We start from the raw sequence: 19242 nt of genomic DNA, 5'->3' as shown, positions 1-19242 counted from the left end.
GAATTCGGGCGGGCGGTGTTGCTCTCTGTCAGCGCATGGCTTCGCTGAGCGCCGGTCCGCAGGCATGCGAAAGCCCCGCTCCGGCGACCGGAGCGGGGCTTCAACCGACTGTCAGGCGGGCGCTACCGCGCGCGAGCGACGCATCGTCAGAACGTACTCCACCAGGGAGATGAGCACGTTCTTCGTCGACTCGCGGTTGCGGGCGTCGCAGCTCACGACGGGCACGTCGCTCGAGATCGCCAGCGCGTCTCGAACGTCCTGCGCGTTGTGGTACTGCATGCCGTCGAAGCAGTTGATCGCGATCAGGTAGGGAAGGCGACGGTGCTCGAAGAAGTCGATGGCGGCGAAGCAGTCGGCAAGCCGACGCGTGTCCACCATGACCACTGCACCGATCGCACCCCGGACCAGTTCGTCCCACATGAACCAGAAACGCGTCTGGCCAGGTGTTCCGAACAGATAGAGGATCAGGTCGCGGTCGATGCTGATCCGGCCGAAGTCCATGGCCACGGTGGTGGTCATCTTCCCCGGCACCTGCCGGTTGTCGTCGACACCCACACCGGCCGAGGTCATGATCGCCTCAGTGGTCAGCGGGGTGATCTCCGAGACCGACCCCACCAGCGTCGTTTTGCCAACGCCGAAGCCACCGGCGATGACAATCTTCGCCGATGTCACGCGTCCCGCAGCGGGACGGTGCGACATGTCAGAGCCTGCGAAGTCCACTCAGCACCCTTTCCAGCAGTTCCGTGCCTACCGCGTCGGTCTCGTCTTCGAGCGAGGTGGGCTCATAGACCGCAAGCAGGCCGTCCGAGGCCATGTCTGCGACGATCACACGTGCCACACCGAGCGGCAGTTGCATGCGTGCGGCGATCTCAGCGAGCGATTGAACGCGCCCGCCGTCACACATCGCCGCGATGTACTGATGCTCGCTTCCACCCTGCCCGCCGCGGTTCATCCCAGAACGGCCGCGCACGGTTGTCTCGACCAGCGCTTCCAGCGCTATCTCAAGCTTCGGCCGGGTCCGACCACGGGTTACGGCGTACGGCCTTACCAGTGCACCGGTCGGCTCATCGCGTTCGGGCATAGTCACCGTCAACCCCTCCCTCGGCCCCTCGAAGTGTATTAGTTGTCAAGGTTTCTGACAGTAGCCGACCAGGTCGGCTCACTGCCCGTCTCAGCCCAGTACCCCGGCCGCCGAACGCGGCGCGGGGGTCAACGCCTCGCCGACCCGGTCGACCAGGAGGGCCATCTCGTAGCCCACCTGCCCGACGTCACAGCTGCGCGCCGCGAGAACCGCGAACGACGAACCGTCGGAGATCGACATCAGGAACAGGAACCCATTGTCCATCTCGACGACCGTCTGGAGAACGGCGCCACCCTCGAAGCAGCGCGCGGCGCCCTGCGTGAGGGAAACCAGGCCGGACGCGATGGCCGCCAGCTGGTCGGCACGGTCCCGGGGAAGGTCCCGTGAGGCCGCCAGGAGCAGGCCGTCGGCGGAGACCGCGATCGCGTGCGCGACCCCGGGAACGCGGTCGGCGAAGTTGGCCAGAAGCCAACCGAGATCCTGCGTAGATGTCATGCCTCATGCTCCTTGCCAGCCTGCGAGGGCTGCTGCCCTCCCGGAGTCTCCTCCAGGTTGGTCGATTGTTCCTTGGTGCGACCGCGCTGAACACCTCGGTGGTACGCGGACAGCAGACCGCGGACCCCTTCGGGAGTACGGCGCTGGACGGAGTTACCGCCCCGGTCGACACCGCCGGGGACGAGTTGCGCCATCGGCGTGCGCTTCGGAAGGCCTGCCGTGGTGGTGGTATCGACCTGCGTCTCGGCAGCGGCACGGGCCGCCTGCCAGCCGTCGTCGGCCGCGGTGCGCCACGAGTTCGTGGCAGTGCTGCCGTTGCTGTAGGAGCCGCTGACGGCCGCCGCGGGGGCGCCGACCGTCGCCGTGTCGAAGTCGCGCGACTCGGGTGGTCCGGCCTGCTGCGGCACACCGGCCGAGCGGGTCGGCTCACCGGTGGGGATCCGGCGCGCGGAGACGACGGACTCGTCGCCGGCGTCGGCACCGGAGGTCCTGGCTGCCTCGGGTTGAGGCTGGTCGCCGGGGTGCGTCGTGGTGAACCACGCCGACTCCAGCTCCCGGAAGATCGGCAGCTCCATGGTCTCGTCCGCGAACGGGACCGAGCCCTCTCGCTGACGCGCCGAGGCCTGCGCCGCGGCGATCTGCGCCGCCGCGGTGGCCTGAGCCTCCGCCGCCTGCGCGGTGGCCGTCTCGTGCCCGGCACGGGCCGCGGCAGCCGCGTCGTCGGCCACCGGGGCCGGCGGCGCCGAAGCCGGCGGCGCCGACGACACGGGGGCCGTCTGCGGGTTGGTCGGCCGGGCCACCTGGGGCTGCGGCTCGAAGTTCTCCGACCGGTAACGCGGGAGCTCGGCAGTCATGTCCAGCGCGGCTGCCAGGTTCTCCGGCACGTGCGGGGTCGCCGCCTGCTCCCGGTCCGCGGAGACCGGCGGCCAGGCCGGCGGCGCCGCGGCGAACGGGTTGACCGGCTCGGCGGAGACCGGCGCGGCCGAGACCTGCTCGGCCGGAGCCGCGGAGACCGGCGGCGAGTACGGCGGAGCCGACGGAACCGGCGGCGAGTACGACGGAGCCGACGAAACCGGCGGTGAGTACGGCGGGGCGGACGGCACCGGCGGCGCGGAGACCGGCGGAACCGGCGGCGCGGAGACCGGCGGCATGACCGGGCCACGACCCAGGTTCTCCGGGTTGGCCGGCAGCTGGCGCGGAATGGCAGCGCCGAAGCCGTTGGTGTCCTCCGGCCGCGGGAACTCGCCGCCACGCCGCTGCGCGAGCTCGTCGAGCCCGGCGAAGCCCTGCGGGCCGGACGGCAGCGGCGGGATTACCTCGTTGCTGCGCGGGCCATGGAAGCCGTTGGCGAAACCATTGCCGTTGGAAGATCCGCCGTTGGCCTGGCCGCCGTTGGACAGTCCGCCGTTGGTCTGGCCGCCGTTGCCGTTCAGGCCGCCGAACCCGGTGGGAGCGGCGCCGGTCAGGTCGGACCAGGCGGGGACGGAACCGTTGGTGCCGTTCATCGGCTCGAACGGACGGCCACCGCCGTTGACGCCTTGGCCACCGTTGAATCCGCCACGGCCGCTCTCCAGGGCCAGCGGCTCGCCGAAGGACGGCATCGCCGGCGGCGGGCTGTCGAAGCCGACCATGGACTGGACCCGGGCGGACGCCGCAGCGGCCAGGACCGTGGCGGGCAGGCCGACCTCGGCCACGGTGCCCCGCTCGCGGTCCGCGGGACGGAGCTCGACGCGGACGGCGTGGCGGTTGGCCAGCCGGGCGACCACGACGAGGCCCATCATCCGGGAGACGGCGACGTCCACCGTGGGCGGGTTGGCGAGCCGCTCGTTGAGGTCGCGCAGCTGCTCCCGGCTGATGCCGATGCCGTGGTCCTCGACGGTCAGCACCGCGTTGTCGCCGTTCAGGCGCGCCTCGACGAGAACGTTCGAGTTCGGCGGGGAGAAGGCGGTGGCGTTGTCGAAGAGCTCGGCGACCAGGTGGACCATGTCGTTGACGGCGTGCGCCGCGACCTCGATCTCCCGGTCGATCTGGCCGAACTCGATGCGGGTGTAGTGCTCGACCTCGGACTGCGCGGCGCGCAGCACGTCGATCAGGGCGGCCGGCTCGCGCTGCACACGGGTGGAGTCCGCGCCGGCGAGAACCAGGAGGTTCTCGTCGTTACGGCGCATCCGGGTGGCGAGGTGGTCGAGCTGGAAGAGCTCGGCCAGACGGTCCGGGTCCTCCTCGCCGCGCTCCAGGCGGTCCAGGTGACCGATGAGCCGGTCGACCAGGATCTGCGAGCGGCGGGCGAGGTTGACGAACATCGTCGCGACGGAGGCGCGCAGCGCGGCCTGCTCGGCCGCGGTTCGCACGGCCTCGAGGTGAACCGCGTTGAACGCCTCGGTCACCTGGCCGAACTCGTCACGGCTGCGGACCGGCAGCGGCTCGGCGATCTGGTCGGCGACCTGTGCCGGGGTGAGCGACGCGGAGAGCGCCGGGTCACGCAGCCGGCTCACCGCGTGCGGCAGGCCGAACTGGGCGACCGCGAGGGCGCCCTGACGCAGCTCACGCAGCGAGCGCGCCATCGAGCGGGCGACCAGCCAGGCGAACAGGATGCCGAGCAGGAGCAGAGCCAGCAGCAGGCTGGTCTCCAGGAAGACCCGCTGGTTCGTGTCGTCGCGCAGGGTGGTGGCGCTCTCCACGATGTTCTTGTCGAACTCGATCTCGACCTGGCGGAAGAGGTCGTTGTACCCCTTCATCGCCTCTTCCCAGGAGGCCGAGTCGAAGAGGATGTTCTTCGCGTTGGCACCCTGTGCCGTCATCAGCGGCAGGGTGAGGTTCGTCGCGGCCTGGGCCTTGAGGCCGCTGACCGTGTTGTCGAAGTACGTCTTCTCGGCGTCGGTGCCGACCGCCTGAAGTGTCTTCTTGGAGAGGTCGAAACCCGTCAGGGTGCCGAGGAACTGCTGCCGGAGAGTGGTGGTGAGCTCGCCCTCGCGCAGGATCTCGTGACCGATGAACCGCTGCTGGGCGATGTAGTTCTTCGCCTCGGCGACGGCGGCCACCGCGCGCAGGTGATCGCTCAGGCCGGCGTCGCTGGCGAGCTGCGCCGAGGAGTCGCGAACCTGCAGAAGGTCGTCGATCAGCTGGTTGTACGCGGTCTTGACGTCAGGCGTCTCGACCTGACCGTTCGCGACCTTGCTCCGGAACGCCGGCAGGTCCTCGAGGTTGCGGTCCAGGCGGAGCAGGAGCGTGCCGACGTTGGCCGGGACGTCCTCGAGTGCGCCCTTCTGCTGAACGTACGGCGTCTTGGCGGTGTCGACCGCCTCGTGCTCGCCGTTGTAGAGCTCGATTGCCGCCGTACGAGCGTCGTTGTTCTTGGCGTCCTGAGCGAGCGCCACCATCATGCCGTAGGTCCGCTCGGCTTGCAGGTGGTCGACCAGACCACCGGCAGCCTCGGACAGCACCGACAGGGTGCGGGCACGCTCGGCGTTGCTCGCCTCGTCGATATGGTCCACGAGGCCCTGGACGCCGACGATGATCGTCGCCACCGTGGGCACCAGCATGATCAGGCCGAGTTTCGACCAGATCGGTAGGTCTCGCAGTCGACCAGCCGGTCGACGCAGACGCGACATGACGCCGTTCGCCGCCTTGGGGCGCTTGCTCACGTCACCGTCCTCCTGATTCGGGCCCCGGCATTCGGCTCGCCGGGCACCGCGCACGACCGACTCGCCGGGTCGGGCCCCCGAGATTCCATCACGACAAGTGTCAAAGAGAAAGGGCAGGCGGACACGGACCAGTTGTGTGACGCGATGTTGCAACGTCTTAGTTGGACATCGCCGGTCCACGATCACTGCGTGTAGAGCTGCACATCTCTCAAGGTCACTCACACGGCCGGGCTGCATTGGGGGGTGGGGCGCAGGCCGACCGGGTCCCGATCGTAGTCGATCGCGATAGAAGTGACGATGGCTCGGTTCCTCGCGATCGGCAAGGCGAGATGCCGGTTTCTGCCGAGTTTGCAGGCGGGAGTCTAACCGAACGGAGGACGAGGTGTGCCCTGCCGTCGATTTCTTTTGACGTACGTTCGTCCGAATCGGCGAAAAGGGCGAAAAGCCGGGCTCGGGCCCCGCGGGACAGGCCGCCGGGCCCTCCTCCTCAGCCGCCGGGCCGGTTCTCAGCCCAGCAATTTGGCATACGCCGGCTTGATGACCTCATTGATCAGCACGAGTCGTTCGTCGTACGGGATGAACGCCGACTTCATCGCGTTGATGGTCAGCCACTGCAGCTCCGCCCAGCCCCAGCCGAACGCCTCGGTCAGCAGCGTCATCTCCCGTGACATCGACGTCCCGCTCATCAGCCGGTTGTCGGTGTTCACCGTGACCCGGAACCGCAGATCGTGCAGCAGCTTGATCGGGTGCTCGGCGATCGACGGCGCCGCGCCGGTCTGCACGTTGGACGACGGGCAGAGCTCCAGCGGGATGCGCTTGTCCCGCACGTACGCCGCGAGCCGGCCCAGCACCGGCGGCGCGGACCGGGTGCCGCCGGTCGCGGTGACCGCGCTCGGACCGGCAACCGTCGCGGTGATGTCGTCGATGATCCGGACGCCGTGGCCCAGCCGGTCCGCGCCGCACCACTGGATCGCCTCCCAGATCGACGGCAGGCCGAACGCCTCGCCGGCGTGGATGGTGAAGTGGAAGTTCTCCCGCTGCAGGTACTCGAAGGCGTCCAGGTGCCGGGTGGGCGGGAAGCCCGCCTCGGCGCCGGCGATGTCGAAGCCCACCACCCCGGTGTCGCGGTACCGGACCGCGAGCTCGGCGATCTCCTGCGACCGGGCGGCGTGCCGCATCGCGGTGAGCAGGGTGCCGATCCGGATCGGGCGTCCCGCGGCGGCCGCCTCCGCGCTGCCCTCGCGGAACCCGGCGTCGACCGCGTCGACCACCTGGTCGAGGGTGAGGCCGCGCTCCAGGTGCTGCTCCGGCGCGTACCGGACCTCGGCGTAGACCACGCCGTCGGCCGCCAGGTCGAGAGCGCACTCCTTGGCGACCCGGTGCAGGCCCTCCTCGGTCTGCATGACCGCGACCGTGTGGGCGAAGGTTTCCAGGTACCGTTCCAGCGAACCGGAGTCGGCGGCCGCGACGAACCACTCGCCGAGCCGTTCCGGATCCCGGGCGGGCAGCTCGTGGCCGACGGCTGCGGCGAGCTCGACGATGGTGGCCGGCCGTAATCCGCCGTCCAAGTGGTCGTGGAGCAGGACCTTCGGTGCCCTGACGATGTCCGAGTGTGCGATGCCAGCCATCAGAAGAGCCTAGAGGGAAGCACCCGATGATCGACGGAGCAATTCCGTATCTGCGCTGCCCGGTGTGCCGGGAACCACTCGCCCGGCACGAGCGGGCGCTGCGCTGCCCCCGCCGGCACAGCTTCGACATGGCGAAGCAGGGGTACGCGGACCTGAGCGCCGGGCGGCTCCCGCACACCGGGGACAGCGCCGAGATGGTCGCCGACCGGGCCGCGTTCCTGGCGGCCGGCCACTACCGGTTCATCGCCGACGCGCTCGCCGAGCACCGCACCGGCGGCCTGGTGCTGGACGCCGGCACCGGGACCGGTGACTACCTGGCCCGGTTCCTGGACGGCTCGCCGGACGCGATCGGGCTGGGGCTGGACGTCTCCAAGCCGGCGCTGCGCCGGGCGGCCCGGTCGCACGAGCGGGCCGCGGCGGTGCTGGCGGACCTGTGGCGGCCGCTGCCGGTGGCGGACGGCTCGGCCGCGGTGATCCTCGATGTGTTCGCGCCGCGCAACGGCAGCGAGTTCCACCGGGTGCTGCGGGCGGACGGGGTGCTGCTGGTGGTCACCCCGGCCGCCGATCACCTGGCCGAGCTGATCGCCGAGCACGGGTTGATCTCGGTTGACCCGGACAAGGCGGAACGGGTCGGCGCCAGCCTGGGCGCGCATTTCACGCTGGAGTCGTCGGCGGTGCTGCGGCACTCGATGCGGCTGGCGGCGCCGCAGGTGCGGACGCTGATCGGGATGACGCCGAGCGCCCGGCACGTCCGGGTGAGCGAGTTGCCGGCGGCCGAGGTCACTGTCACGGCGGCGGTCGACGTCGCGGTCTACCGGCCGGCCATGCACCGGTAGCGGAACCGGCGCAACGGCCTGGCCGGGCAGGGAGGCCGCCGGGGACTCTCGGGGACGGCCGGGGTCTTCTGGGCGGACATGCTCGTACCAAATGGGTTTTAGACTGAAAGGTCCACTTCTTCCCATTCGGGAGGACCGTCATGGTACGGGCCGGTGAAGATGACCGCCCACTCCAGCGCCCATCGCCGCTGGCCGATCGCGTTGCTGTCCACCTCGCCGGGCAGTGCGCGGCCCAACTGCTCGGACTCCTGGAACGCCCAGTCCAGGCAGTAGTAGAGGTCGAGCAGCACGGCGGCCTCGGCCGGGTCGCGGACCGCGACCAGCGAGCGGGACCGCCAGCTGGCGAACGTCTCACCGGCCGGCAGATCCGGCATCTGCACCATCAGAGCGTCGTCCGGCGGGACCGTCGGGTCCAGGTGCCGGCTCAGCCCGAGCAGCCAGGCCAGCGCGAACACCGCGTCGTGGTGCAGCACGAAGGAGCGGTGGTCGCCTTTCGCCCCGATCACGAACTGCCACTCCGGCGCGGTGACCAGCTCGACCAGGTGCGATCCGAGCAGCCAGCTCATCGCGGCCTCGGTGGGCATGCCGAAACAGCGCGCGACGACCACGTGCAGCACCGCGGCCCGCGCCTCCAGCTCGGCGACCGGGCGCAGCTCGACCGTGTCACCCGGCTCCCAGACCAGCGGGAACGCCACTGGCGGGAGGGGCAGGCCGAGCCGCGCGAGCTCGTCGAGACTTGCCTCGCGGACCGCGCGGGGATCGGGAGCGGCCTTCGTCATGGCCGGTCAGGCTATGCGGTCGAGGAGCAGCCCGGCAGTGGCGGGCTGTTCAGTGCCGACGACGACCGCCGCGGCCGCCTCCTCGCGCGCCACCGGGATCCGGGACTCGTCGTCCGCCCGCAGCTCCAGCAGCACGTCACCGGCACGCACCCGGTCACCGGGGCGAACTTTCAGCTGCACGCCGGCGCCGAAACTGACCGGGTCCTCCTTACGGGCCCGTCCGGCGCCGAGGCGCCAGGCCGCGATGCCGATCCCGTACGCGTCGAGCGATGTCACCACGCCGTCCCGCGGGGCCCGCAGCACCTCGGTGTGCGCCGCCGTGGGCAGGGCCGCGTCCGGGTCACCGCCCTGCGCACGGATCATCGCCCGCCAGCTGTCCATGGCCGCGCCCGAGGAGAGCGCCTTCTCCGGGTCGGCGTCCACACCCGCCGCCGCGAGCATCTCCCGGGCCAGCGCCAGGGTCAGCTCGACCACGTCGGCCGGCCCGCCGCCGGAGAGCACCTCGACCGACTCGGCGACCTCGTTGGCGTTGCCGACGGCCAGGCCGAGCGGCGTGCTCATGTCGGTGAGCAGCGCGACAGTGGTGACACCGCTGTCCTTGCCCAGCTGGACCATGGTGCGGGCCAGCTCACGGGCGGTCTCCAGGTCCTTCATGAACGCGCCGGAGCCGACCTTGACGTCCAGGACCAGCGCGCCGGTGCCCTCGGCGATCTTCTTGCTCATGATCGAGCTGGCGATCAGCGGGATCGCCTCGACCGTGCCGGTGACGTCGCGCAGCGCGTAGAGCTTGCGGTCGGCCGGGGCGAGACCGTCGCCGGCCGCGCAGATGACCGCGCCGATGTCCCGGAGCTGCGACTTGAACTCGTCGTTGCTCAGGCGGGCCCGCCAGCCGGAGATCGACTCCAGCTTGTCCAGTGTGCCGCCGGTGTGCCCGAGACCACGGCCGGAGAGCTGCGGCACGGCCACGCCGCAGGCGGCCACGAGCGGGGTGAGCGGCAGCGTGATCTTGTCGCCGACGCCGCCGGTGGAGTGCTTGTCGGCGGTCGGCCGGGACACCGAGGAGAGGTCCAGCCGCTCACCGCTGGCGATCATCGCGGCGGTCCACCGGGCGATCTCGCGCGGCGTCATGCCGCGCAGCAGGATCGCCATGGCGAGCGCGGACATCTGCTCGTCGGCGACCACGCCCTTGGTGTACGCGTCGACCACCCAGTCGATCTGCGCGTCGGAGAGCTCGTGCCCGTCCCGCTTGGCCCGGATCACGTCGACCGCTGCGAACCCGCTCATGCCTTGTCCTCCCAGCGAGACGGAATGCCCTCGGGCGCGTCGCCCTCGCCGGCCCAGGAGAGGCCGCCCTCGGCGTCCACGACCACGACTCGCGGTGTGCGCACCAGACCCCAGGCCACCGCGGCCGAGGCGGCCGGGAAGTTGGGGCCCTCCTCCAGGATGCCCTTGTTCTCGGTGTTGCCGGGCTCCCCCGACGAACGCTCCCAGTAGGCGGTCCAGATCGTCTCGCCACCGGAGATGTCCGGGTGGACGAAGACCGTGCCACGGCCGCGCCACTTCGCCAGCTCGGCGGGGACGTCGGCGCCACCGGCCGGGCCGGTCACCCGGGCCATGTCCTCGTACCCGAACGCGTGCGGCAGCAGCTCGGTCATCCGCAGCGGCCGGGGCAGGGCCTCGACCTGCAGCTCCGGGCCACCGTGCTCCCAGAGCAGCTGGCGGCACCGGCCGCACGGCATCAGCGGCGCACCCGTCGCATCGACGCAGGAAATCGCCACGAGGCGCCCGCCGCCGGTCGCGTGCAGCGAACTGACCAGGCCGCACTCGGCGCACAGGGTCATGCCCAGCGAAGCGTTCTCCACGTTGCAGCCCACGATGACCCGGCCGTCGTCGACGAGCCCGGCCACACCGACCGGGAAGTCGGAAATCGGCACGTACGCACGCCGCATCGTCTCGATGGCGGCAGCACGCAGCCCCGCCCAGTCGATCTCCATGATCTTTATTCTGCCTGACTCTGTTACTCGGTCGGGGTACTCGGTTCGGGGATCGATCAGCTCTTGATGTACGGAACGCCGTCGGCCGCGGGCGCCCGCACCCGGCCGACCAGGCCGGCCACCGCGATGATCGTCGCGAGGTACGGCAGCATGTTGAGGAACTGGCTCGGCACCGGGCTGCCCACCGCGCTCAGGTACGTCGCCAGCTTCTGCGCGAACCCGAAGAAGAGCGCCGCGCCGAGCGCGCCGAACGGGGTGAACCGGCCGAAGATCAGGGCGGCGAGCGCGATGAAGCCCGCGCCGGCCGTCATGTTCTTGGTGAAGCTGCCGGTCGCCACCAGCGTGAAGTACGCGCCGCCGAGACCCGCGACCACGCCGCCGAGCAGCACGTTCGTGTAGCGCAGGCCGCGCACCCGGACGCCCACCGTGTCGGCCGCGGTCGGGTGCTCGCCGACCGCGCGGGTACGCAGGCCCCAGCGGGTCCGGGTGAGACCGAAGTGGATCACCACGACCAGCGCGAGCGCGATCCAGACCAGCAGGTTGGTGTCGAAGAGCACCGGCCCGATCACCGGGATGTCGGCCAGGCCCGGAATCCGCCACGAGGGCAGCTGGGGCGGCTCGTTGTAGGTGCTCGCGTCGCGCTGCATCAGGCCCTCGTAGAGGAAGCCGGTGACGCCGAGCGCGAACAGGTTCAGCACGATGCCGACCACCGTCTGGTCGACCAGGTAGCGGATCGAGAGCACGGCCAGGATCGCCGCGATGATCACGCCGCCGACGGCCGCGCTGATCAGGCCGGCCCAGACGCTGGTGGCCATCGTGCCGACCAGGGCGCCGGCGAACGCGCCCATCAGGAACTGGCCCTCGATCGCCACGTTCACCACGCCGGACCGCTCACCCAGCACACCGGCGAGCGCGCCCAGGATCAGCGGGAGCGCCAGCTGCAGGGTGCCGCTGGTGGTGTCCACGAGCGGCAGGAACTTGCCCGCCACCTGCCAGCAGAGGAACGACAGGACGAAGGCGAGGATGCCGAGCGAGAGCAGCAGGTTTTGGAATCTCTTCGCGAAGCTGGCGAAGAGCAGGCCGCCGGCCACGATCGTCACGACGCCGAAGAGGATCGCGCCGAGCTGACCGTTGATCGACAGGGCCGCGCCCTCGGCGTCCTCGCTCAGCGTGAACCGGGCGGTCTCGCTCTTCGCGAGCGAGCCGAACAGCACCGCGGCCAGGATGCCGATCAGGACGAGACCCGCTCCGAGGCGGCGCGGCCGGGACCAGAACGGCTCCGGCGCCGCGAGCGCGGTGCTCTCCTCCAGTGTTGCCGTCGACATGTCTCAGCCCTTCGCCAGCGAGGCGCCCGGCCGCTGTGTGAGGCGGGTGGCGCGGAGTCGGAAGATCGCCTTGACCAGGGCCGGAGCGGCGATGAAGATGACGATCAGTGCCTGCAGCACGGTGACCAGCTCCAGCGAGATGCCGGAGTACGACTGCATCCGGTTGCCACCGGCCCGCAGCGCACCGAAGAGCAGTGCGGCCCAGAGGGTGCCCCACGGCTTGTTGCGGCCGAGCAGGGCGACCAGCAGGCCGTCGAAGCCGATGTTGCCGGCCACCGCGGGGGTCAGCGCGTGGGCGGTGCCGAGGACCTGGGTCGCGCCGCCGAGACCGGCGAGACCACCGGCGACGGCCATCAGCAGCGCGTACGTCTTGGCGACGCTGATGCCTGCCGTCTTGGCCGCGTGCTGGTTCGCGCCGACGGCCCGCAGCTCGAAGCCGAACGAGGAGCGGTTCAGCAGCCAGGCCACGCCGGCCGTGACCGCCACCGCGAGCAGGATGCCCAGGTGCACCCGGAGCACACCGCCGAACGAGGGCAGCTGCGCCGAGTCCGCGATGGTCTTGCTGATCGCGTCGGTGCGGTCCGGGTCCTGCACGCCCTTCTGCAGCACCAGCCAGGAGAGGAACAGCGCGGCGGTGTAGTTGAGCATGATCGTGGTGATCACCTCGTGCGCGCCGGTGCGCGCCTTGAGGATGCCCGGGATGAAGCCCCAGAGCGCGCCGCCGAGCGCACCGGCCACGATCGCCACCACCAGGTTCAGCACGATCGGCAGGCCGAACGTGAAGCCGGCCACGCCGGCGGCGATGCAGCCGATCACGGCCTGGCCCTGCGCGCCGATGTTGAACAGGCCGCCGCGGAACGCCAGCGCCACGGAGAGACCGGTGAAGACCAGCGGCGCGGCGTAGGTGAGCGTCTCCGAGATCGGCGCGAACGCGTCCTGCCAGGAGCCGGTCCCGCCGAACCAGGCGGAGAACGCCTCCGGGTCGCCGAACGCGCCCTTGAGCAGATCCGAGTAGGCCGTGCTGATCAGCTGCCAGCTCGCGGTCAGCGCGTCACCCGGGCGGGCGGTGAAGTAGGCGAACTTCGCCAGCACCTCGGAGTCGGAGACGACGATCAGGATCGCGCCGATCACGAACGCCAGCACGATCGACAGGAACGTCACCGTGACGGTGTTCGAGGCCCAGAGGTTACGGGTGAAGTGGCTGAGGAACGATTCCTCTTTTTTAGCCGGCGCTTCGGTGGTCACTTCGTCCCTTTCTCGGCCGGTCCGGTGATGCCGGCCATGAGCAGGCCGAGTTCCTCGCGCGGCGTGTCCGGCGAGACGACGGCCAGGACCCGGCCGCGGTACATCACGGCGATCCGGTCGGCCAGACCGACCACCTCGTCCAGCTCGCTGGAGACCACCAGCACCGCGGTGCCCTGGTCACGCTCGTGGATGATCTGACCGTGGATGAACTCGATCGAGCCGACGTCCACACCGCGGGTCGGCTGTGCGGCGATGAACAGGCGCAGCGGGCGGGACATCTCCCGGGCCACCACGACCTTCTGCTGGTTACCGCCGGAGAGGGTGCCGACCGGGGTCTCCGGCGACTGGCACCGGATGTCGAACTCGTCCACCCGCTCCTGGGCGTTGCTGCCGATGCTGTCCCGGTTCATCTTGAACGCGTTGCCGTACGGCGGCCGGTCGTACATGTCGAGGATCAGGTTCTCCGCGACGCTGAACTCCTTGACCACGCCGTCGTGGCTGCGGTCCTCGGGGATGTAGCCGACGCCGGAGCGCAGGATCTGCTTGGTGTTCAGCGCGGTCAGGCTCTCGTTGTCCAGCTCGATCGTGCCGGCCCGCACCTCGCGCAGGCCCATCACGGCCTCGACCAGCTCGGTCTGCCCGTTGCCCTGCACGCCCGCGATGCCGAGCACCTCGCCGGCCCGGACCTCCAGGTCGACGCCGTCGACGGCGCGGACGCCGCGGTCGTCGTCGACCACCAGGCCGGAGAGCTTGAGCACGCCGCGGCCGGGCTCCGCCGGGGTCTTCGCGACCTCCAGGCTCACCGCGCGGCCGACCATCAGGGCGGCGAGCTCGTCCTCGCCGGCATCCGGTGAGGCGGTCCCGACGATCTTGCCGCGGCGGACCACGGTGATCCGGTCGGCGATCGCCTTGACCTCTTTGAGCTTGTGGGTGATGAAGACGATCGACTTGCCCATCGCGGTGAGCGAGCGCATCACGGCGAGCAGCTCGTCGGTCTCCTGCGGGGTGAGCACGGCGGTCGGCTCGTCCAGGATCAGCAGGTCGACGTCGCGGGTGAGCGCCTTGACGATCTCCACACGCTGCTGCGCGCCGACCGGCAGGTCCTCGACCAGCGCGTCCGGGTCGACCGGCAGGCCGTACCGCTCGGAGGTCTCCAGGACGTCGCGGCGCGAGCGGCGGCGGTCCAGCCAGCCGAGCGGCCCGCCGCGGGTCTCCTCGCTGCCGAGCGCGATGTTCTCCGCCACGGTGAAGACCGGCACCAGCATGAAGTGCTGGTGGACCATGCCGATGCCGGCGGCGATCGCGTCGCGCGGGCTGCGGAACACGACCGGCTCGCCGTTGACGACGATCTGGCCCTCGTCCGGCTGCAACAGGCCGTACAGCTGGTTCATCAGCGTCGACTTGCCGGCGCCGTTCTCGCCGAGCAGGGCGTGCACTTCACCCGGCTCGACGGTGATGTCGATGTGGTCGTTGGCCACCAGGTCGCCGAAGCGCTTGGTGATGCCGCGCAGTTCGAGTTTCAGCGGAATCTCCCGGTTCGCTGGTGGACTTCACTGGTGGTCTTAATACGAGCCGCCGCTCAGCCGCAGGTGGTGGACCCGCGGCTGGGCGGCGGCCGAGATGCTACCTAATTACTCGATCACGCCGGAGCGCTGGCCGACTCGACCTTCACCTTGCCGGAGATGATGTCCGCCTTCAGCGTCTCGATCTCGGTCTTGAGGGTCGCGTCGACCTTGGAGTCGAACTGGTTGTACGGCGCGAGGCCGACACCGTTGTTCTCCAGCGTGCCCACGTAACCCGGGCTGGCGGCGAGCGCCTCACCCTTGGCGCCGGAGACGACGGCCTCCTTGACGGCTTCCTCGATGTTCTTCACGACCGTGGTCAGGAACACGTCGCAGTACTGCTCGGCGCTCTTGCAGCCGTCCTGGTCGACCCAGATGACAGTGGTCTTGCCGGCCGAGTCCTTGGCGACCTGAGCGGTGCCCAGGCCGGTGCCGCCGGCGACCGGCATGATGATGTCGGCGCCCTGCGAGGCCAGCGTCTGGGTGATGCTCTTGCCCTTGTTCTGGTCGACGAAGCTCTCGGCGAAGGTGCCGTTCTGCTTGGCCTTGTCCCAGCCCAGGACCTGAACCTTGGTGCCCTTGGTGGTGTTGTGGTACGCCACGCCGTCGGCGAAGCCGTCCATGAAGATGGTGACCGGCGGAATCTTCAGGCCACCGTACGTCGCGACCTTGCCGGACTTGGTGTAGCCCGCGGCCAGGTAGCCGGCGAGGAACGCGGCCTGCTGGGTGGCGAACTGCATCGGGAAGACGTTGGCGTTGCCGCTGGTGCTGTCGACGATGCCGAACTGCGAGTCAGCGCTCTCCTTGGCCACCTTGGTGGTGGAGTCGCCCATCAGGCCGCCGACCGCCAGGATGAAGTTGCACTTCTGGCTCACGAAGCTGCGCAGGCCCGGCTCGTAGTCGGCCTCGGAGGAGGACGCCACGTACTTCGGGTCGACGTTGCCGGCCTCGGCCTTGGCAGCCTCCAGGCCGGCCCAGGCGGACGCGTTGAACGACTTGTCGTCGATGCCACCGGTGTCGGTGACCATGCAAGCCTTGTAGGCGGCGGCGGCGCTGGAGCCACCGGTCGGGCTGTCCTCAGGGGCATCGCCACAGGCGGCGGCAGCGAGCGTCAGCCCACCTGCCGCGAGAATCGCCACGATCCGCTTCCCACGTACTGGGCGCAAGACGCCCTCCTTCTTGATGTGCGCACCGACCCGCTCGGTGAACCTAAGGACGGCAGCGTAGCCGGGGCTAAACGCGACGTCAGGTGATCGTTCCGGACTGTTCGTTGTCCGTTACCTGGTTGCAATCCCGGATCCCGTTCGGCCCGTTTCTGTATCACGTTGTTACGGCCGTAAACGGGCATCTGGGGTGGTCAGAGGCGATCCGAATTTACATACGGAATCACTTGTGACGCCACGCACGGATGCCGAGCACACCCACCACGGTGCCAATAGTGAGCGACGCCACGATCAACACGGCGTGCACCCACAGAAATGAGGTCGGCGTGCCGTCCGCGAACGACCGGTCGTCGTTCCAGATCGCGACACCGAATCTCGGCCAGATCACCCAGGTCCACACGCCCACGCCGACGAGGAACGCCGCCCACCGCTTGCTGATCATCACGGCGTGAGTATTCCAGCGGCTATCCGCCGCCAGCCCGCCCGCACCTCCCCGGGTTCCGGCGGCGTCCCGGGTACCACGGCGGCGGACCCGGTGCCGGCGTCGGCGTCGCTGAAGTCGGCGGTCCGGGCCAGTTCGATCTCCCGGCGGATCGCCTCCACGCCGTCCAGCGGCTGCAGCGGCTCCACGACCGCCATCAGATCATCGTCGGCCACCACGGCCCTGGCGAGGGCCAGGGCGTGATCACGCTCGTAGGGGCCGCAGACCACCGGATCCCACTCGTCGGGGTCGCCGAGCGCGCCGATGGTGACCACCCACGGCAGATCGGCGATCGGTGACCCGGGTGGCAGCTGCAGCGTCACGAGAGTGCCCACGAGGGACATCATGAACTTTTTTCAAGATGACGAGGGCCGATACTGCCGGAACCGGACAACGGCCCGGATAGCTTCGGCCCGATGTCAGCCTGAAAAGGGTTCATCGCGGGCGGGCATGGCGAATCCAGGTGTTTTGCCCCACGGGAGCGGTTTTATCGTCAGCTGACAGATCCGTGACGTGGCCGTGCGGGCTCGTCGCCGCCCAGGCCGCCCCGAAGAGCAGCAACTGGTTGAAGACGTACAGATAGACGAGGGCGGCGACCGCTGAACCGACGAGCGCGTACGCCGGGTTCCGCTCCACGATCGCGACGAACGACTTGCCCACCGTGTTGAGCAGCATCAGCCCGATGCCGACCTGCAGCACCGGCGGGGCCATCCGGCGGGCGGTCATCTTCAGCCGTGCCACACCGGTCAGCAGGGCCGCCGCCAGCAGCATGTTGACGCCGAGCGTGAGCACCAGGCTGACCACCGAGAGCAGCGTGGTGAACCCGCCGCCGGCCAGCCAGTGCAGCAGCCGCTCCAGGCCGTACACGGCGAGCTGGGTGAGCGCCAGCAGCACCAGCAGCCCGATCAGCACGAGCAGGTCGACGGCCTGGCGCACGCCGATGTACCCGGGCTGCTCCCGCAGCTGCCAGATCAGCCGCTGGGACGACCGGATCGACTCGACCCAGCCGATGCCGGTGAAGGTCAGACCGATGATGCCGACGATGCCGACCGTCTTCTTGCTGTCCACGATGGCCTGCACGTCGAGGAAGGGCAGGTTGTCCCCGAGGAAGTCGGTCACCAGCTCGAAGAGCTCGACGTTGTTGCTCAGCAGCAGGCCGAAGACGGAGTAGCCGATCAGCAGCAGGGCGAAGACCGCGAAGAATCCGTAGTAGGCGATGGCCGCGGCCAGCCGACCGCCCTGGACGTCCCAGTAGCGCAGGACCGCCCGGCAGAAATGGTCGAAATACGGCGACCGATACCGCCACGTCGTGATCCGGGCTTCGGCAGCGTCGTACGCCCGGTCGATCGGGTTCACCGGCAGACCGTAACCGAGTTGTCAACGCCCCAGTGGGAAGTCCCGCCGTGGCCGCCAAGGTCCCTCGCCGCCGTGCGAGAAAAGCGTGAACGAGGTGACCTCGAAACTCGCGGAGAATCCGGCCAGTTCCTCGAAGACGGCGTCCAGCGCCTCCGGCGAGACGTCCTGCGCCACCGTGACATGCGGGTGGTACGGGAACCGGGTGTCCCGCCGCACGTCCTCCGAGCGTGTGATCGCCTCGGCCAGCAGCTCACACTCACTGATGCCCTTCGCCAGCGTCACGAAAACCACCTCGGTGATCGGCCGGAACGTGCCGGTGCCACGCAGGTGGATGGTGAACGGCGGCTGGGCGGCGGCGATCGCCTCCAGGTGCTTCTCCACCGCGGGCAGCGCGTCGCCGGCCACCTCGGTCGGACCGAGGAGCGTGACGTGTGCCGGCGTGTAGGCCGCCTGCGGGTCGCCCGCCTCGGCGCGCCGCCGGGTCAGCAGCGCGCCCCACGGTTCCGGGATGTCGATCGCCACGCCGATGCGCGTGAGTGCCGGGTCGGACACCGGGTCAGGCTCCGCGGGCCGGGGCTACGAAACCCACATTCTTGTACGCCCGGGCCAGCGTGGCCGCCGAGACGGCCCGGGCCTTCTCCGCGCCGATCGCGAGGATCTTGTCGAGGTGGGCCGGGTCGTCCAGGTACGCCTTGGTGCGCTCCTGGATCGGCTTGACGAACTCGACCAGCACCTCGGCCAGGTCCTTCTTCAGATCGCCGTAGCCGCGTCCCTCGTACCCCTCGAGAAGGTCGTCGATGGCCCGGCCGGTGAGCGCCGCGTAGATGGTGAGCAGGTTGCTGACGCCGGGCTTGTTCTCCTCGTCGAAGAGGATCTCGCGCCCGGTGTCGGTGACCGCCGACTTGATCTTCTTGGCCGAGCGCGCCGGGTCGTCCAGCAGCTCGATGATGCCGTTCGGCGACGAGGCCGACTTGGACATCTTGATCGCCGGGTCCTGCAGGTCGGTGATCTTCGCGGTGTCCTTCACGATGTACGCCGACGGCGTGGTGAAGGTCTTCCCGAACCGCGAGTTGAACCGCTGCGCCAGGTCCCGGGTGAGCTCGAGGTGCTGCCGCTGGTCCTCGCCGACCGGGACCTGGTCGGCCTGGTAGAGCAGGATGTCCGCGGCCTGCAGGATCGGGTACGTGAAGAGGCCGACGGAGGTGCTGTCCTGACCGGCTTTCGCCGACTTGTCCTTGAACTGGACCATCCGGCTGGCCTCACCGAAACCGGTGATGCAGCTGAGCACCCAGCCGAGCTGCGCGTGCTCGGGGACGTGCGACTGCACGAACAGCGTGCAGAGCTCCGGGTCCAGGCCGAGCGCGAGCAGCTGCGCCACCGAGACGCGAGTACGGTTGCGCAGAGCCACCGGGTCGTGCCCCATGGTGATCGCGTGCAGGTCGACCACGCAGTAGAAGGCATCATGCGTGTTCTGCATCGCCACCCAGTTGCGCACGGCGCCCAGATAGTTGCCGAGGTGGAAGGAGTCGGCGGTCGGCTGAATGCCGGAAAGCACACGCGGGCGGCGGGCAACGTCGGACATGGCCGCCATTGTGTCAGCCTCTCCCCGGTAACCGCGAATCCCCCACCGGATCGCGCCGATGTTCGAACCTG

General features: G+C 69.8%; 18 protein-coding genes. 1 reads left to right on the top strand and 17 read right to left on the bottom strand.

Going from position 1 to position 19242, the window contains the following annotated elements; genetic code table 11:
* Positions 1–111: 111 nt before the first annotated feature.
* The 5 genes from AB0F72_RS27145 to AB0F72_RS27125 form a co-directional block, all read right to left on the bottom strand.
* On the bottom strand, positions 112–699 hold the full coding sequence (locus AB0F72_RS27145; protein WP_360436552.1) for an ATP/GTP-binding protein: 588 nt from the start codon (positions 697–699) through the stop codon (positions 112–114).
* Between the two features lies 1 nt (position 700).
* Positions 701–1081: a DUF742 domain-containing protein gene (locus AB0F72_RS27140; protein ID WP_014447579.1), complete on the bottom strand. Its 381-nt coding sequence runs from the start codon at positions 1079–1081 to the stop codon at positions 701–703.
* 90 nt (positions 1082–1171) lie between these two features.
* A complete protein-coding gene (locus AB0F72_RS27135; protein WP_014447580.1) occupies positions 1172–1576 on the bottom strand; it encodes a roadblock/LC7 domain-containing protein in 405 nt (134 codons plus the stop codon).
* Positions 1573–5220, bottom strand: coding sequence for a sensor histidine kinase (locus AB0F72_RS27130; RefSeq protein ID WP_360436426.1), 3648 nt, complete (start codon positions 5218–5220; stop codon positions 1573–1575). The genes AB0F72_RS27135 and AB0F72_RS27130 overlap by 4 nt, the downstream gene beginning before the upstream one ends.
* A gap of 506 nt (positions 5221–5726) precedes the next feature.
* A complete protein-coding gene (locus AB0F72_RS27125) occupies positions 5727–6851 on the bottom strand; it encodes an adenosine deaminase (protein ID WP_360436550.1) in 1125 nt (374 codons plus the stop codon).
* A 23-nt stretch (positions 6852–6874) separates the two neighbouring features.
* Between AB0F72_RS27125 and AB0F72_RS27120 the strand changes: the two genes are divergently transcribed.
* Positions 6875–7684, top strand: a complete 810-nt coding sequence (locus AB0F72_RS27120) for a putative RNA methyltransferase (protein WP_360436424.1) — start codon at positions 6875–6877, stop codon at positions 7682–7684.
* Positions 7685–7782: 98 nt separating this feature from the next.
* Here AB0F72_RS27120 and AB0F72_RS27115 read toward each other — a convergent pair whose 3' ends face one another.
* From AB0F72_RS27115 to trpS, 12 genes are all read right to left on the bottom strand, one after another.
* Positions 7783–8463 carry a DUF4272 domain-containing protein gene (locus tag AB0F72_RS27115; protein WP_360436422.1) on the bottom strand — a complete coding sequence of 227 codons (681 nt, stop codon included), beginning with the start codon at positions 8461–8463 and terminating at the stop codon, positions 7783–7785.
* A 6-nt stretch (positions 8464–8469) separates the two neighbouring features.
* Positions 8470–9747 carry a thymidine phosphorylase gene (locus AB0F72_RS27110; RefSeq protein WP_360436420.1) on the bottom strand — a complete coding sequence of 426 codons (1278 nt, stop codon included), beginning with the start codon at positions 9745–9747 and terminating at the stop codon, positions 8470–8472.
* On the bottom strand, positions 9744–10457 hold the full coding sequence (locus tag AB0F72_RS27105; protein ID WP_360436418.1) for a cytidine deaminase: 714 nt from the start codon (positions 10455–10457) through the stop codon (positions 9744–9746). The genes AB0F72_RS27110 and AB0F72_RS27105 overlap by 4 nt, the downstream gene beginning before the upstream one ends.
* A gap of 56 nt (positions 10458–10513) precedes the next feature.
* Complete coding sequence (locus tag AB0F72_RS27100; protein WP_360436416.1) at positions 10514–11782, bottom strand: ABC transporter permease; 1269 nt, start codon at positions 11780–11782, stop codon at positions 10514–10516.
* Between the two features lie 3 nt (positions 11783–11785).
* Positions 11786–13027 carry an ABC transporter permease gene (locus AB0F72_RS27095; RefSeq protein WP_360436414.1) on the bottom strand — a complete coding sequence of 414 codons (1242 nt, stop codon included), beginning with the start codon at positions 13025–13027 and terminating at the stop codon, positions 11786–11788.
* Complete coding sequence (locus AB0F72_RS27090) at positions 13024–14505, bottom strand: ABC transporter ATP-binding protein (RefSeq protein WP_360436412.1); 1482 nt, start codon at positions 14503–14505, stop codon at positions 13024–13026. The genes AB0F72_RS27095 and AB0F72_RS27090 overlap by 4 nt, the downstream gene beginning before the upstream one ends.
* Positions 14506–14666: 161 nt before the next feature.
* On the bottom strand, positions 14667–15755 hold the full coding sequence (locus tag AB0F72_RS27085) for a BMP family ABC transporter substrate-binding protein (RefSeq protein ID WP_360436411.1): 1089 nt from the start codon (positions 15753–15755) through the stop codon (positions 14667–14669).
* 220 nt (positions 15756–15975) lie between these two features.
* Positions 15976–16194, bottom strand: coding sequence for a hypothetical protein (locus tag AB0F72_RS27080; RefSeq protein WP_360436548.1), 219 nt, complete (start codon positions 16192–16194; stop codon positions 15976–15978).
* The gene (locus tag AB0F72_RS27075; RefSeq protein WP_360436409.1) at positions 16194–16568 is read right to left on the bottom strand and encodes a hypothetical protein; all 375 of its coding nucleotides are present in this window, start codon (positions 16566–16568) and stop codon (positions 16194–16196) included. Before AB0F72_RS27075 ends, AB0F72_RS27080 begins: the two co-directional genes overlap by 1 nt.
* A gap of 100 nt (positions 16569–16668) precedes the next feature.
* A complete protein-coding gene (locus AB0F72_RS27070; protein WP_360436407.1) occupies positions 16669–17589 on the bottom strand; it encodes a YihY/virulence factor BrkB family protein in 921 nt (306 codons plus the stop codon).
* A 21-nt stretch (positions 17590–17610) separates the two neighbouring features.
* Entirely contained in the window at positions 17611–18141 is a 531-nt protein-coding gene (locus AB0F72_RS27065) for a 2'-5' RNA ligase family protein (RefSeq protein ID WP_360436405.1), read from the bottom strand.
* Positions 18142–18145: 4 nt separating this feature from the next.
* Positions 18146–19171: a tryptophan--tRNA ligase gene (gene trpS, locus AB0F72_RS27060; protein WP_360436403.1), complete on the bottom strand. Its 1026-nt coding sequence runs from the start codon at positions 19169–19171 to the stop codon at positions 18146–18148.
* Positions 19172–19242 lie beyond the last annotated feature (71 nt).

The sequence above is a fragment of the Actinoplanes sp. NPDC023936 genome (assembly GCF_040639325.1).
Classification (GTDB): domain Bacteria; phylum Actinomycetota; class Actinomycetes; order Mycobacteriales; family Micromonosporaceae; genus Actinoplanes.
This window is presented reverse-complemented; position numbering and strand designations above follow the sequence as displayed.